General features: G+C 55.9%; 14 protein-coding genes and 1 tRNA gene. 9 read left to right on the plus strand and 6 right to left on the minus strand.

What is annotated here, in order from left to right; genetic code table 11:
- The first annotated feature begins 21 nt into the window (after positions 1 to 21).
- The 5 genes from ACHUE7_RS06470 to ACHUE7_RS06490 all read left to right on the plus strand — a co-directional run bounded on the left by ACHUE7_RS06470 (position 22) and on the right by ACHUE7_RS06490 (position 5,050).
- The gene (locus tag ACHUE7_RS06470) at positions 22 to 921 is read left to right on the plus strand and encodes an NAD(+) kinase (RefSeq protein ID WP_394169265.1); all 900 of its coding nucleotides are present in this window, start codon (positions 22 to 24) and stop codon (positions 919 to 921) included.
- A 77-nt stretch (positions 922 to 998) separates the two neighbouring features.
- Positions 999 to 1,277 carry a YeaC family protein gene (locus ACHUE7_RS06475; RefSeq protein ID WP_394169266.1) on the plus strand — a complete coding sequence of 93 codons (279 nt, stop codon included), beginning with the start codon at positions 999 to 1,001 and terminating at the stop codon, positions 1,275 to 1,277.
- A complete protein-coding gene (locus tag ACHUE7_RS06480; protein ID WP_394169267.1) occupies positions 1,274 to 2,134 on the plus strand; it encodes a DUF2797 domain-containing protein in 861 nt (286 codons plus the stop codon). Before ACHUE7_RS06475 ends, ACHUE7_RS06480 begins: the two co-directional genes overlap by 4 nt.
- Before the next feature lie 105 nt (positions 2,135 to 2,239).
- Positions 2,240 to 4,873, plus strand: a complete 2,634-nt coding sequence (gene pepN / locus ACHUE7_RS06485) for an aminopeptidase N (RefSeq protein WP_394169268.1) — start codon at positions 2,240 to 2,242, stop codon at positions 4,871 to 4,873.
- Positions 4,874 to 4,974: 101 nt separating this feature from the next.
- A tRNA-Ala gene (locus ACHUE7_RS06490) sits at positions 4,975 to 5,050 on the plus strand.
- Between the two features lie 45 nt (positions 5,051 to 5,095).
- On the opposite strand, the gene ACHUE7_RS06495 is transcribed toward ACHUE7_RS06490, so the two are convergent.
- Positions 5,096 to 6,091, minus strand: coding sequence for an OmpA/MotB family protein (locus ACHUE7_RS06495; RefSeq protein ID WP_394169269.1), 996 nt, complete (start codon positions 6,089 to 6,091; stop codon positions 5,096 to 5,098).
- 267 nt (positions 6,092 to 6,358) lie between these two features.
- Between ACHUE7_RS06495 and ACHUE7_RS06500 the strand changes: the two genes are divergently transcribed.
- Both ACHUE7_RS06500 and ACHUE7_RS06505 read left to right on the plus strand, forming a co-directional pair.
- A complete protein-coding gene (locus ACHUE7_RS06500) occupies positions 6,359 to 8,035 on the plus strand; it encodes an AMP-binding protein (protein ID WP_394169270.1) in 1,677 nt (558 codons plus the stop codon).
- A 264-nt stretch (positions 8,036 to 8,299) separates the two neighbouring features.
- Positions 8,300 to 8,581 (plus strand): hypothetical protein, encoded by a 282-nt coding sequence (locus ACHUE7_RS06505; protein WP_213677846.1) that lies wholly within the window; start codon positions 8,300 to 8,302, stop codon positions 8,579 to 8,581.
- A gap of 2 nt (positions 8,582 to 8,583) precedes the next feature.
- Here ACHUE7_RS06505 and ACHUE7_RS06510 read toward each other — a convergent pair whose 3' ends face one another.
- Genes ACHUE7_RS06510 through ACHUE7_RS06520 form a run of 3 tightly spaced genes read right to left on the minus strand, consistent with a single transcriptional unit; the run spans position 8,584 to position 10,236 of the window.
- Positions 8,584 to 9,321, minus strand: coding sequence for a heparan-alpha-glucosaminide N-acetyltransferase (locus tag ACHUE7_RS06510; RefSeq protein WP_394169883.1), 738 nt, complete (start codon positions 9,319 to 9,321; stop codon positions 8,584 to 8,586).
- Between the two features lie 2 nt (positions 9,322 to 9,323).
- Positions 9,324 to 9,890 (minus strand): hypothetical protein, encoded by a 567-nt coding sequence (locus ACHUE7_RS06515; RefSeq protein ID WP_394169271.1) that lies wholly within the window; start codon positions 9,888 to 9,890, stop codon positions 9,324 to 9,326.
- Positions 9,891 to 9,894: 4 nt separating this feature from the next.
- A complete protein-coding gene (locus ACHUE7_RS06520) occupies positions 9,895 to 10,236 on the minus strand; it encodes a hypothetical protein (protein ID WP_394169272.1) in 342 nt (113 codons plus the stop codon).
- 82 nt (positions 10,237 to 10,318) lie between these two features.
- On the opposite strand from ACHUE7_RS06520, the gene ACHUE7_RS06525 reads away from it, so the two are divergent.
- Positions 10,319 to 11,356 carry an NADP(H)-dependent aldo-keto reductase gene (locus tag ACHUE7_RS06525; RefSeq protein WP_394169273.1) on the plus strand — a complete coding sequence of 346 codons (1,038 nt, stop codon included), beginning with the start codon at positions 10,319 to 10,321 and terminating at the stop codon, positions 11,354 to 11,356.
- A gap of 68 nt (positions 11,357 to 11,424) precedes the next feature.
- Here the strand turns inward: ACHUE7_RS06525 and ACHUE7_RS06530 are convergent, their stop codons facing one another.
- Positions 11,425 to 11,697 carry a PilZ domain-containing protein gene (locus ACHUE7_RS06530; protein WP_213677851.1) on the minus strand — a complete coding sequence of 91 codons (273 nt, stop codon included), beginning with the start codon at positions 11,695 to 11,697 and terminating at the stop codon, positions 11,425 to 11,427.
- Positions 11,694 to 12,467: an MBL fold metallo-hydrolase gene (locus ACHUE7_RS06535; protein WP_394169274.1), complete on the minus strand. Its 774-nt coding sequence runs from the start codon at positions 12,465 to 12,467 to the stop codon at positions 11,694 to 11,696. Before ACHUE7_RS06535 ends, ACHUE7_RS06530 begins: the two co-directional genes overlap by 4 nt.
- 170 nt (positions 12,468 to 12,637) lie before the next feature.
- Here ACHUE7_RS06535 and yaaA point away from each other — a divergent pair, with 170 nt between their 5' ends.
- Positions 12,638 to 13,432 carry a peroxide stress protein YaaA gene (gene yaaA, locus ACHUE7_RS06540; RefSeq protein WP_394169275.1) on the plus strand — a complete coding sequence of 265 codons (795 nt, stop codon included), beginning with the start codon at positions 12,638 to 12,640 and terminating at the stop codon, positions 13,430 to 13,432.

A 13,432-nucleotide genomic window follows, 5' to 3' on the forward strand; every position in this document is an offset into this window, starting at 1 on the left:
ACGATAACCGAAGCGACCTGAATGACCAAACCCGAACACACCCAATCCTTCGAACGGATTGGCATTGTCGGCCGACTCGACAGCGACAGCGTGGTTGACTCTGTCCGCCGGCTGACACACTTGCTGAGCGAGTTGAACCGGGCCTGTCGCATCGACTTGCCGCTGGCAGAGGCCATACCGGGGCTGAATTGTGAAGCCCTCGACCGACCGGGCCTGGGGCAGTGGGCCGATCTGATTATTGTGGTCGGCGGCGATGGCACTCTGCTTGGTGCCGCTCGTGACCTCGCAGAATTCAATGTGCCTTTGCTGGGCATCAACCGAGGTCGTCTGGGTTTTCTGACCGACATTATGCCGGTGGAGATGGAGCAGAAGGTGCGGGATGTGTTTTCCGGCCGCTACGTCATTGAAAACCGCTTTTTGCTGCAGGCGAGCATTTTCCAGAACGGCAAGGTACTGGAAACGGGCCGGGCGCTGAATGACGTGGTGCTGCACTCCGGTCAGAGCATCCGCATGATCGAATTCGAGCTCTACATCAACGGCCAGTTTGTCTACAGCCAGCGGTCCGATGGCCTGATCGTTTCGACCCCCACCGGCTCTACCGCCTATGCGCTCTCGGCGGGCGGACCTTTGGTGCACCCGAGCCTCGATACCATGATTCTGGTGCCCATGTTTCCGCATAGCCTGAATAACCGGCCCCTGGTGGTCGGTGCCGACGCCAATCTGAGCATTCAACTGGGCGAAGACCACGGGTTCGAACCGCAAATCAGTTTCGATGCCCAGCACCACATCGCCATCGCGCCGGGCGATGAGCTGCGCATCAGCCGGTTCCCGCAGGCGTTGCGACTGTTGCACCCGGAAGATCACAACTATTATGAGATATGCCGCACCAAACTGGGCTGGGGCAACCGTCTCGAAGACTAACCGTTATGAATGCCGCCCTTGTGTCTGGCCGCTTTGACCGCACATGAGGACACAGCAGGGTGGAAGAGGGTGAACCTATGAATTTTGATGCCGTCGCCGGGAGTTTGTCTCCCGAAGTGTACAGCCGGCTGAAAGAAGCCGTTGAACTTGGCAAATGGCCCAATGGCGTGGCGCTGACCAAAGAGCAAAAGGCCCTTTGCCTCGAGGCCTGTCTGAAATATGAAATCAGTAACGGCGTGCCTGAACAGGCTCGCACTGGCTACATTGATCGGCCCGAGTCGGTTAAGCGCAAGGCGGAAAAGCTGAATGATATCCAGGTGATCAACTTGCCCGGCGCCGGAGATACCTTGCAATGAATCTCGACCTGTTTAGCGAGTCCAGTGAAAACGCGACTGAGCTCGGTCGCGGCGGGCTGGAAAAAATGCTCAGCGATGCCACCTCGCCAGTGCATTACCGGCTGCGGCTCGGTGACCACGAGATCGACATGAATGCGCGGATCGGCTCGCCCATCCGGCTAGAGTATTTGGGTGAAATTCGCTGCGTTTATTGCGACAAGGTGACCAATAAAAGCTTCGGCCAGGGTTATTGCTACGAACATTTCACGACGCTGGCGCAATGCGACAGCTGCATGATGAGCCCGGAAAAATGCCACTTCGATCAGGGCACCTGCCGCGAACCGGAATGGGCAGAAGTGACCTGCATGCAATCGCATTACGTCTACCTGGCCAACGCCAGCGGCATCAAGGTGGGCATTACCCGCGGCGGCCAGGTGCCGACGCGCTGGGTCGACCAGGGTGCGACCCAGGCGATGATCATTGCCCGGGTCTCCTCGCGCAAACTGGCCGGCTTATTGGAGGTGGTCTTCAAGCAGCATGTCGCCGATAAAACCAACTGGCGCACCATGTTGAAAGGCACCTCCGAGCCGCTGGATTTGCCCGCACTGCGTGACCAGTTGGTGGCCGAGTGTCGCCCGGAACTGGATGCTCTGATCGCAGACTATGGATTACAAGCCATTCAGTTGATCAACCACGCCGATGTGCGGTCGCTGGATTATCCGGTAGAGCAGTATCCCGAAAAAGTCAGCAGCCTGACGCTCGACAAACAGCCGGTTGTCGAAGGTACTTTGCTCGGCATTAAAGGCCAGTACTGGATTCTTGATACTGGCGTCATCAATATTCGTCGCCACACCGGCTACCAGGTGGTGTTGCGTTAACGACTGGCTGTCGGGCTTTAACCAGAGCCTGTTATCTGGCCATTGCATCGGCTGTTACACACGGCCTTTCCGACCTGACCCTACAAGGGCAAGAGTGAGACACTGATGAGAACACAGGATCCGAAAACCATTTACCTCAGTGAGTACCAGCAACCGGCTTTCTGGGTAGAACACGTTAATCTGACCGTGAGCCTCTTTGATGGCTACACCGAAGTCTCGTCAGAGCTGACCCTGAAAAAGAACCCCGAGGTCGCCAGTCGCGAACTGGTACTAAACGGCATTGATCAGGACATTCAGTCTCTGCAGCTGGATGATAAGCAACTGAGCAGTGCCGACTATCACTATGCGGATGGCGTACTCACTCTGAATTGCGATTCAGAACAGCTCATTTTTCGTGCCGTAACTCGCATAGATCCGCAGAACAATACCTCGCTTGAAGGTCTGTACCAGTCTGGCTCAATGTACTGCACTCAATGCGAGGCGGAAGGCTTTCGCAAGATTACCTTTTACCCCGATCGCCCTGATGTGATGGCGACCTTTACCACCCGCATCGAAGCCGACGCCGGCCAGTTTCCGGTGCTGTTGTCGAACGGGAATCCGGTAGACAGCGGTGCTCTGGAAGGCGGACGACACTATGCCGTCTGGGAAGACCCCTTTCCGAAACCGAGTTATCTTTTTGCGCTGGTCGCTGGCGACCTGAGCAGCAAGGATGACCGGTTCACCACGCGCAGCGGTCGTGACGTCACGCTGAGAATTTTTGTTGAACCGCAGAATGCACACAAGGTTGACTTTGCGCTGGACTCCCTGAAAAAAGCCATGCAATGGGACGAAGAAGTCTATGGACGAGAATACGATCTGGATCTGTTCATGATCGTCGCCTCCGACTTCTTCAACATGGGCGCCATGGAAAACAAAGGCCTGAATATTTTCAACAGTGCTGCTGTACTCGCCTCGCCTGATACCTCGAATGATCAGCGCTTTGAACGTATCGAAGGCATTGTCGCGCACGAGTATTTCCACAACTGGAGTGGCAACCGCGTAACCTGCCGCGACTGGTTTCAGTTGTCGCTGAAAGAAGGGTTTACCGTTTTTCGCGATACCGAGTTCAGCTCCGACATACACGACCGTGCGGTGAAGCGAATAGAAACCGTCGCCGGTCTGCGGGCTGTTCAGTTCCCAGAAGACAACGGCCCGATGGCGCACCCGGTTCGGCCCGATTCGTACATTGAAATCAATAATTTCTACACCGCCACCGTGTATGAAAAGGGCGCCGAAGTTGTGCGCATGATTCACACCCTGGTCGGACCGGATGATTTTCGACGCGGTTCGGATCTGTACTTTGAACGCTTTGACGGCCAGGCAGTAACCACCGACGATTTCGTGGCCTGCATGGAACAGGTGTCTGGTCTGGATCTGACCCAGTTCAAGCGCTGGTACACCCAGGCGGGTACACCCCGGTTGTCGGTGACCGACGACTACGATGCAGACAGCCAAACCTACCGGCTTTCTTTTCACCAGTCGTGCCCGGCAACACCAGGGCAGACCGATAAACTCCCCTTTGTGATTCCGGTCAAGCTGGGTCTGTTGGGTGCCGATGGCAACGACTTGCCAATACACACCAGCGCCAACTACAACGCCGGCACCGAGGTGCTGACCCTCACCGATGAAATAACCGAGGTCGTCTTTACCGGCGTATCGGAACGGCCCGTCCCCAGTTTGCTGAGGGACTTTTCGGCCCCCGTGAAGTGGTCGTTTGGTTACAGTGACGAGCAACTCGCGTTCCTGGCCGCCAACGATGCCAACGGGTTCAACCGATGGGACGCTTTGCAGCAACTGTATAGTCGCGCCATTCTGAGCATGGCGGAGGATCACCGTGCCGGTCGCTCTCTGACACCGCCTTCGGTGTTGGTGGAGACCGTGGCCAATGTAGCGGGCGACGCCTCCCTGTCCCACGCCATTCGCGCCAGCATGCTGACCTTGCCCGGCTATGCCATCCTCAAAGACGCCGTCGACGTCGTCTACATTGACGATCTGATCGCCGCGCGCAAGCACCTGGTCAAGACACTCGCCACCCGCTACCGGGACATCTGGCGGTCTCTGACCGAGAAGCTAAGCAGCGATGCACCCTATGAATTCAATGCCGAAGAATCCGGTCGTCGTCAGTTGCAGGGCCTGAGCCTCTGGTACTGGTTAAAGGCCGGCGACCAGGCTGCGTTCGATTTCGCCGCAGAACTGTACGCCAGTGCCACGAACCAGACCGATCGCAGCAACGCCCTGCGAGCGGTGCTGGCGGGTGATGCCGAAGCCTTGCAACAATCGCTGCTGAGCGATTTTTACGAGCGCTGGCAGTCGGATACCCAGATGGTTGAGCAATGGCTGACCATGCAAGCGGGAACGCCGGGCATGACGGTCCCGGGCATTGAAACGCTGATGCAACACCCAGCGTTTGACATCAAAAACCCGAACAAGGTGCGCAGCGTCATTGTCGGCTTTGCGATGAACACCGAGTCGTTTCACGATGCCAGGGGAGAGGGGTATGCCTTGCTCGCGAAGGTGGTTCAGCAGTTGAACGCCCTGAACCCGCAGCTGGCTGCCAGGCTGGTAACGCTGCTGTCGGACTGGAAGCGCTACGATGCAGACCGTGGCAAGATGATGGCGTCAGCACTGGAGACCATTCTGGCCACCGATTCACTGTCATCCAACGTCTTTGAAATGGCACAGCGGGCTCTGAAAGACTAAACGGGGCGCATAACTGCTTGAAATACAACACAAAGTATTGACAGCGGGTTCGGTGCCAGTAGAATACGCAGCGGTGTCAGACGGGAGTCCGGCACCGATTTGGGGCTATAGCTCAGCTGGGAGAGCGCCTGCATGGCATGCAGGAGGTCTGCGGTTCGATCCCGCATAGCTCCACCAAATTTAAAAACCGGCCCCTGTGGCCGGTTTTTTTATGGGCGCTGATTACTGTGGTGGTAGCGGCTCCAGAATAATTTCAATACGCCGATTCTGCTGTCGACTGGCGTCATCTGTCTCTTCTACCTTTGGCTGAGTGTCAGCAACACCGGTTGCACTTAGCCGTTGCGGATCAATGCCCAATTCTGTAAGGCGGCGCACGGCGGCGCTGGCTCGGGCTGAGCTCAACTCCCAGTTGGTTGGGTAGAGGTTTTTCATTGAGACCACGGGCAAGCTGTCGCTGTGACCGACGACTCTGATGTTGTATTGCTCAAAACTTTCTATGGCTTCAGCGACGTCTTCGAGTACGGCAACGGACTGGTTGTTTAACTGAGCAGAACCGGAATCAAACAGGATGGCTTCCGGCAACTGGATCACGGTCGAGCCATCGTCCCGTTGCTCGATCGATTGGGTGCGGTTATCGCTCAGCGCCGCCAGTTGTTGCTCAAGTGCGTCGATGGCCTGCTGTTCGCGCTGCAAACGGCTTTCGAGGTCTTCTACTTCTTCTTTCCGACCGGTCAGGGCGGTATTGGTCGCCTGCAATTGCTGTTGGTAGCGTTCGTTGAGACGAATTTGCTGCTCCAGCTGCTCGGTCAATTCACGATTTTCCTGAGCCCGGGCATCGGCTTCCGATTCCAGTCTCGACAGTTCCTGTTGGCGACTGGATGCCGCCTCCAGCCGTTGCTGGGATTGTTGCTGCGTGGCAACCAGGCTGGTGTATTCCTCGGTCACCTCGTTTAGCCGGGCTTGTAGCTCCGTCACTATGTCCGACAGGTCTGTCTGCTGGCTCGTGAACTGACCCAGGCGTTGTTCGAGCTGGCGGTTGGTTTCGGACAGAGTTTGCAGACGAGTGCGGGCAGCGAGGAGATCTTCCGATTGATCGCTGACCTGTTGTTCCAGTGTTTGGGTCGAACGGGTTAGTTGCTGGTTGTCCCACAGCACGTAAGCCGTAAACAGCGCGAGCAGCAGGGCGGCAGTCAATGCCCAGAGGGTCGATCTTGGCATGGCATTTTCCTATGTCAGTGATGTGTCAAGCATGACCCAAAACCCGGGCGGGTGTCGACACTCTTTCGTCACCAATCCCTCATAGGGCATCGCCGTGGTTGCCTTATAGTTGAAGAACGGTCAGGTAGTCAGCCATGAAGTGCAATATACGTGCGTTTGCACAAACACTGGTGAATACTGCTAAGGTTATTTTCAGTGTTCCAGCCCCGCCGGGATGACAGCCGAACGCTGGTATCGACACCTACAAATAAAAACAATGGAAACGTCATGAACAATACAAAACAAGAACGCCATTATCAGACACCCTTGCAGGAACTGGCGCGCCATGTGCGAGAGCGGGGCGATGAAGCCTATTTGCACCAGCCTGTTAACCGACAATTAACCGTGTGGACCTGGCAGCAGGTTGATGAGGATGCTCGCAAAATTGCTCAGGGCCTGAAATCCCTGGGGTTAAACCCGGGCGACCGTGTTGCCATTTTTGCCAAAAACAGTGCTGAATGGTTTATCGCCGACTGGGCCATCATGATGGCCGGCATGGTCAGTGTGCCTATTTATGCGACAGCGGGTGAATCGACGCTGCAATACATACTCGATCACAGCGAAGCGAAAGCAATCTTCGTTGGCAAGCTGGACGACAAAACCGCGGGGTCTCAGGTATTTGATGGCTCGATTCCCCGAATCGGGTTTCCCTACGATACGGTCGAGCACGATATCCGCTGGCAGGACTGGATCAGCCAGCAAACGCCATTGGCCGAGGTAGCCGAGGCAGGTCTGGACGACATTATGTCCATTGTTTACACCTCGGGAAGTACCGGTAACCCGAAAGGTGTGGTCCTGAAGTTTGGTCAGTACGCGGCCGCCGCGACGGCCAATCGAAGCGTGATCAATTTGCGACCAGACGACCGCACGGTATCATATTTGCCACTGGCTCATATCACCGAGCGTACTGTGATACAGGGCACTTCTCTCTATGCCGGTGGCCCGGTCTATTTTGTTGAATCGCTCGATACCTTTGTCGAGGATTTGAAAGTGGCACAGCCGACCGCCTTTTTGTCGGTACCGCGGCTTTGGGTGCGCTTTCAGGCTGGGGTGCATGAGAAGATGCCGGAACAAAAGCTCCAGAAGCTATTACGTATTCCGCTGCTTGGTAAATTGGTTGCGAAGAAAATTCGCCAGGGGTTGGGCTTGAATTCGGTGCGTATTTTTGGATCGGGTTCGGCGCCCATCTCGCCCAGTACCTTGCACTGGTACTACCGATTGGGCATTCCCATCTGTGAAGCCTGGGGCATGACGGAAACGGCTGGCTTGTCGACCACCAATATGCCGTTTCGCGAAGACAGGCTGGGCACCATTGGGGTGCCCATCGATTGCCTCGACATTCGCCTGAGTGAGGAGGGCGAGATGCAGGTGCGTGGCGACACCGTCTTCGAAACCTACTACAAAAACCCGGAAGCGACGGCCGATTCATTTGAAGATGGCTGGTTTAAAACCGGTGACAAGGCCACTAAAAACCCGGATGGGTCCTACACCATCGTCGGGCGGTTGAAAGAAGAATTCAAAACCGCCAAGGGCAAGTACGTTGCACCCGTTCCCATTGAAAGTCAGCTGGCGGGCAACCCCGACATCGAACAGGTCTGTCTGATGGGCAGTGGGCGAACGCAACCGGTGGCCGTGGTGGTAATGGCCGAGCATTTGCGCAAGTCTGACCGGGAACCTCTGAGGGCTTCGCTACAGCATACGCTGTCGGCCGTTAATGCCGGTCTGGAATCACACCAGCGCTTAGATGGTATTCTGGTGGCGGATGATCTGTGGAGCATAGAAAACGGTCTGCTAACACCTACATTGAAATTAAAGCGAGCCGACCTTGAGCGTCAGTATCAGGATCGTCTGGCTAATGTGTCGGCCGGTAAAGTGTTCTGGGAAGATGAAACCGTGACCAGTTAGTACGACGTTTTACCGAGTTTTTAGCGAACACCGTTATCAGTAAGCCCGATCCTCGATTGGGCTTTTTTGTGTGCACTGAAAGCTTGGGGTGTAAAAGCGCCAAGTTGAGGCCTTCGGGCAAAACGTGCATCAATGTGGGGCTTTATTGGACGGCTAAATACCCGGGCAGGGTGCGTTCTGGGCAGGCAAGCTTATTGCATAGTCGGTATTGGCAATTGCTTTATTGTCGGCCTTGCGGAATCAATTTCAGCACAGGAGTCGAGTATGTCAGAACAACAACACTGGTTGATCAAACCCGAAAATTACCGGGCGCTGCAGAATATTCGCAAACGCATTCGCGCCATTTACGGTGACGACATTCGCATTACGTCGACACAGGATCTGGCTATTCTGACCCGCTATCGGAACGATAAGGATGCAAAACTGAATGCATTATTGTCGGAGTTTGAGGCGCGTGCGCCGTTCGAACTGACTGACTGGGAAAAACCAGCAGTGCATGCAGCCGGGCAGTCACAACGGGTGTATCGCGGGCAGATCGTGGCGTAAGCCTAGCCAGTGAATTGGTAAATCAGCCAGGCTAGGCCATAGAGAGGAATCTGGTGAACCATATAGAAACCGAGGCTGTGTCGGCTGAGCCAGATAAAAGGGCCGCTGGTCGGCAGCAACGGCAGTTGCCTAATGCCAAATAAACGCTGATGACCGAGGTAAATGCCAATATAAACCATGCCCAGCCAGGGAATCAGCCGCGTAAGATCCATGGTTCTATCCGGCAGATTCAACGGGTCTTGCAATGCCTGATACAAGGGCGCCAGATTGAACCAGTCAGTCAGGTTGAACAGGGCGATGATGGTGATACCCGCTAACAGGGCGAGACGGGGGGTATAAAGCAATGGCAGCGCCAGTAAGCTGGCGATCGCAATAAAGTGAAGCACGCCAAACCAGATCCAGTTGCCTGGGTATAAAAAGAAGGTAGCGACACTGAACGTTAATGCCCCGGCCAGTATTTTGGCTTCCCGCACCCAGAAGGCCCGCCAGCGAATGCCATGGGCGTTCGCCAATACCAGGCTGGCCCCTACACTCAAAAAGAACAGGGTAACAATAATGCTGCGAAAGCTAGCCCAGAAGGGGGCTTTTGCATCGAAACTCAGGTAGCCAAAAACACTCAGATCGTAGCCAAAATGAAACACGGCCATTAACACAAGTGCCAGGGCACGCATCTGGTCAATGCTGATCAGCCTACGATCTTGAGAGTGCGCCCAGGGGGGCTGGCCTGTTCCGGACGCCATGGTCAAAATGGGCTGGTCCCCGAGTCAGACAGGTCTACACCATTGACCGGGAGGTAGATGATCTGATGGTGGGGGCGGCTTCCATTCCAGGCGAGTTGCTGGGTAATCAACGTCTGGTCTGTGCGCCACTGGGTTTTCAGAATGACGGCATCCCGTTCCAGGGCATCGGACCAGTTATCTGGCGGGTTATTGGACGATCCTGCCGGCTGGATAACCTGTTGATGTGCCGGTTCGCCGTACTGCTGGGTGATTAGGGCCCGAACGCTCTCAAATTGCTCCAGCCAGACGTTGGTTGGGCTACCCGGGGCGACGTTGAATATAAAGCGACCGGTTTCCAGCCGGCCGTCTTCAAACTGATAGACCAGGCGTGTTCGGTTGATGCCCGGTAAACTGGCCTCGTAAATGAGGTAATCGCGTTCGCTCAGCGGGGTTAGGTTAGGGCGCTGTTCCAGGTCGCGAACCGCCATGGCGCTTTGCCCCCAGTTGGCGACGCCGAAATCTTCAGCGCCGGCCAGCGGGGTGACGATCAGCAAGCTGAGGGCCAGCCATACCTTACTGAGCGGTCGCATGGCGTTAGCTCCGCTCAAAACGTTCGAGCAACTCGTCGCCACTCAATTCGTCGAAATCAGCTGTATCCGGGTCATCTAACGGTTCTGGCTCGGAAAATGGAGCGGATTTCGGGTCACCCGTACTCGCGACGCTTGGCTTGACGGGGGGCTGACCCGCGCTGGTGTCTTTACCTCTGTTTTCTTCCAGAAACTTCGCATAGGCCGACTTACTGCGGTTCTTGTGCTTGGACAGACGGTTTTTACTGGGGATCTTGCCTTTGTCGCCTTTGCTGATAAAGGTTTTCTTGGACCCGGTTTTAATGCCGAGCCGGTCTTTCAGCGAACGACTCTTTTTTCTGCGTGACATGCTTTTCCCATCGAATTGGGTTGAATGTGTCCCTATTATAGACGCTTACTGGCGAATCTAAATGCACAGAATAGGGTAATTCATGGAATACAGAGAATTAGGCCGCTCCGGCATCAAGGTGTCCAGCATTGCACTGGGCACGATGACCTGGGGGCAGCAGAATACCGAAGCTGAAGCACACGAGCAGATGGATTACGCGCTGGAGCGTGACATCAATTTCTTTGACGCTGCTGAAATGTATCCGGTACCTCCCAAGGCTGAGACCTATGGCCGAACCGAAGAATACATTGGTACCTGGTTCAAGCAACGAGGCCAGCGTGACCGGGTTGTGCTCGCCACCAAGGCCATCTCACGGGGAGATTTCGACTATATTCGCGGCGGTCCGACCTTGTCGCGGGAACACATCAAACAAGCCTGTGAGGCCAGCCTGCGCCGCCTGCAGACTGATTACATCGACCTGTATCAACTACACTGGCCCGATCGCAGCACCAACTTCTTTGGCAAGCTTGGGTTTCAGGGGCTGAATGCGAACGAGGCGGCCGTGAGTATCGAAGAAAGCCTGTCTGCCCTGAACGAACTGGTGCAGGAAGGCAAGGTACGGCGCATTGGTGTTTCCAATGAAACGCCCTGGGGTGTGGCCGAGTATTTGCGCTTAACCGAGCGGGGTGGTCTGCCGCGTATCGACAGCATTCAGAACCCCTATAATCTGCTCAACCGCAGTTTTGAAGTGGGCCTGGCTGAATTCGCCTGTCGCGAGCAGGTCGGTTTGCTGGCCTATTCGCCGCTGGCTTTTGGCATGCTGGCGGGCAAGTATCTGGATGGCCAGCGCCCTGAAGGCGCCCGCCTGACTTTGTTTGAGCGTTTTCAGCGCTATAACAATGCCCAGGGCTTTGCAGCAACAGCCGACTACGTACAGGTTGCGCGTGACCACGGCCTCGACCCGGCGCAGATGGCGCTGGCCTACGTGACCAGCCGTCAGTTTGTGACCAGTAATATCATCGGTGCGACCAGCATGGCGCAGCTAAAGAGCAACATCGACAGTGAAAGTCTGGTGTTGTCGGACCAGGTGCTGGCAGATATTGAAGCTGTGCATCAGCGTCAGCCTAACCCCTGCCCCTGATCTGACCCTTTCCCGGTGGCGCGATAGCCCGTCACCGGGCTCTGTGTCTGTTTTTTAGGGCTGGTGCGTCAGTCGCTGATGATTTTCAGCCCGATACCCGAAGGGGCGTGCCGAACAACACGCATCATCACGACAGGTGCGGGCATGGGCAGACCCTGAACCTGGCTTCGTACCTGGGTCCCCAGGTTGAAGTGCTGCTTCTGGGCCGGAGTCAGCTCTACAAAGGTGCCGCCGTCCGAGATGTTCCAGGTCTTTGCTTCGGTGCGATAACCGTCGCGCGTCACCAGTTCGATGGTGACCTCCAGCCGTGTTCGCGGGTGTCCCCGCTGATCCCGACTCACCACTGATCCCTTAGCTGACGCAGCGCGGTAAAACGGTCTTGCCTGGTGTCAGTGCGAAACCCCCGATCATTGAGCACCTGCGCCAGGGTGTCGTCGTCGAGCCGGAAAAACAGATTAATGTCGGCTTCATCGGCCAGGGTCGTCGTCAGTCGGGTATCCGGTGTTTGCTGGTCGCTGCTGGCTTTCATGGCTTCGGCGGGTGGATGGCCGGGCAGGATGCTGAGTGTAAAGGCCAGGTTGGTTGGCAGGTAGTCGTGCCCGGGGTAGATGCGCGTTTCCGGGTGGGCCCGCTGGCGAATTTGTTGAATGCTGTGAAACAGGGTGTCGGTATCGCCGGAACGAGTGTTGCCAACACCGGCATTGAACAGGGTGTCGCCACAGATCAGAGCGGGTTCAGGCTCTGTCAGATAAAACACCCCATGCCCGGGTGTGTGACCAGGGGAGGCCCAGAAATGCGCGGTGGACTGGCCCAGGGTTAATTCGTCGCCGTCTGCCAGCCACTGATCGGCCTGAAAACGACCCTGGCAGGAAGCCGGAGCCCGAACCCGGGCGCCGGTCTTGGCCTTCAACTCGTCCAGATGCCGGATATGATCGCCGTGTTCATGGGTGATCCAGATATCAGTGATGCGCAACCCCTGATCTTCTGCCAGCGTGAGCAAGTGGTCGGCATCGTAGGGATCTACAGCCGCTGTGGCCTGGCTGTGCTCGCACACCACCAGATGATTGTAGTTCTGCAAAGAGTTTGGAACGAAGGTTCGAATGACTCTCATGATATACTCACTGGCATTATTTCTATTAACCCTATGCAAAAATCCCGTTTGAAACAATGATGCTGTCATGGAATGCTCGGCAGGATACGCCAGACCCATGCCAGCCGGTAGGGCCGCTACCAGCAGGGCAGGCCACTGCTCAACCATCTTACCAGGAGGAACCGTTCCAGATGCCAGCCGTGATGTCGGTTATTTCACCCGCCAAAAAACTGGATTTCGAAACAGCAGCCCCCGTCGACACCCTAACCGAAGGGCGGTTTAATCAGGAGGCCGCTGAGCTGGTCGATCTCTTGCGAACCTGCACCGTCGGTGACTTGCAGGGCCTGATGTCACTGAGTGAATCACTGGCCAGTCTGAATGTGGATCGGTTCAGTCGTTGGCAGTTGCCTATGGATCCCGCCCAGAGTAAACCGGCGCTTTTTGCGTTTATCGGGGATGTCTACCAGGGTCTGGAGGCTGCAACACTGACAGCGACACAGATTGACCGGGCACAAGAGCAGGTGCGCATCCTGTCGGGTTTGTATGGTGTATTGCGACCGCTGGACCGTATTCTGCCCTATCGGCTGGAAATGGGTACCCGGTTGTCCAACCCACGTGGACATTCCCTCTACGACTGGTGGGGCGATACCCTGACCGATGCGCTGGCGGAGGATGTGCGTAAAGCCGGTGCCAAAACACTGGTCAACCTGGCATCAAACGAATACTTTAAAGCGGTAAGGCCGAAACGGTTGCCGGTTCCGGTAGTGACACCGGAATTTCGGGATCTGAAGAACGGGCAGTACAAAATCATCTCGTTCTATGCCAAGAAAGCGCGAGGCCTGATGGTCCGGTACATGCTGGACCATAACGTCGATTCGGTTGAAGACCTTAAGGCGTTTGACTGGGCGGGTTATCGTTTTGATGCTGAACGGTCCACGGCCAGTCGCTGGCAATTCTTGCGCGACGAGGTACCGGGTGTAAGCTGA

It is taken from the genome of Saccharospirillum alexandrii, from assembly GCF_043641555.1.
Classification (GTDB): Bacteria; Pseudomonadota; Gammaproteobacteria; order Pseudomonadales; family Natronospirillaceae; genus Saccharospirillum; species Saccharospirillum alexandrii_A.

What these genes read in the sequence shown, in the direction of transcription:
- ACHUE7_RS06505 (WP_213677846.1), top strand. Translation starts at nt 8,300, where the DNA reads ATGTCAGAACAACAACACTGGTTGATCAAACCCGAAAATTACCGGGCG.
- ACHUE7_RS06500 (WP_394169270.1), top strand. Translation starts at nt 6,359, where the DNA reads ATGAACAATACAAAACAAGAACGCCATTATCAGACACCCTTGCAGGAA.
- ACHUE7_RS06525 (WP_394169273.1), top strand. Translation starts at nt 10,319, where the DNA reads ATGGAATACAGAGAATTAGGCCGCTCCGGCATCAAGGTGTCCAGCATT.
- ACHUE7_RS06510 (WP_394169883.1), bottom strand. Translation starts at nt 9,321, where the DNA reads ATGGCGTCCGGAACAGGCCAGCCCCCCTGGGCGCACTCTCAAGATCGT.
- ACHUE7_RS06470 (WP_394169265.1), top strand. Translation starts at nt 22, where the DNA reads ATGACCAAACCCGAACACACCCAATCCTTCGAACGGATTGGCATTGTC.
- ACHUE7_RS06475 (WP_394169266.1), top strand. Translation starts at nt 999, where the DNA reads ATGAATTTTGATGCCGTCGCCGGGAGTTTGTCTCCCGAAGTGTACAGC.
- ACHUE7_RS06480 (WP_394169267.1), top strand. Translation starts at nt 1,274, where the DNA reads ATGAATCTCGACCTGTTTAGCGAGTCCAGTGAAAACGCGACTGAGCTC.
- ACHUE7_RS06520 (WP_394169272.1), bottom strand. Translation starts at nt 10,236, where the DNA reads ATGTCACGCAGAAAAAAGAGTCGTTCGCTGAAAGACCGGCTCGGCATT.
- ACHUE7_RS06535 (WP_394169274.1), bottom strand. Translation starts at nt 12,467, where the DNA reads ATGAGAGTCATTCGAACCTTCGTTCCAAACTCTTTGCAGAACTACAAT.
- yaaA (WP_394169275.1), top strand. Translation starts at nt 12,638, where the DNA reads ATGCCAGCCGTGATGTCGGTTATTTCACCCGCCAAAAAACTGGATTTC.
- ACHUE7_RS06495 (WP_394169269.1), bottom strand. Translation starts at nt 6,091, where the DNA reads ATGCCAAGATCGACCCTCTGGGCATTGACTGCCGCCCTGCTGCTCGCG.
- ACHUE7_RS06515 (WP_394169271.1), bottom strand. Translation starts at nt 9,890, where the DNA reads ATGCGACCGCTCAGTAAGGTATGGCTGGCCCTCAGCTTGCTGATCGTC.
- pepN (WP_394169268.1), top strand. Translation starts at nt 2,240, where the DNA reads ATGAGAACACAGGATCCGAAAACCATTTACCTCAGTGAGTACCAGCAA.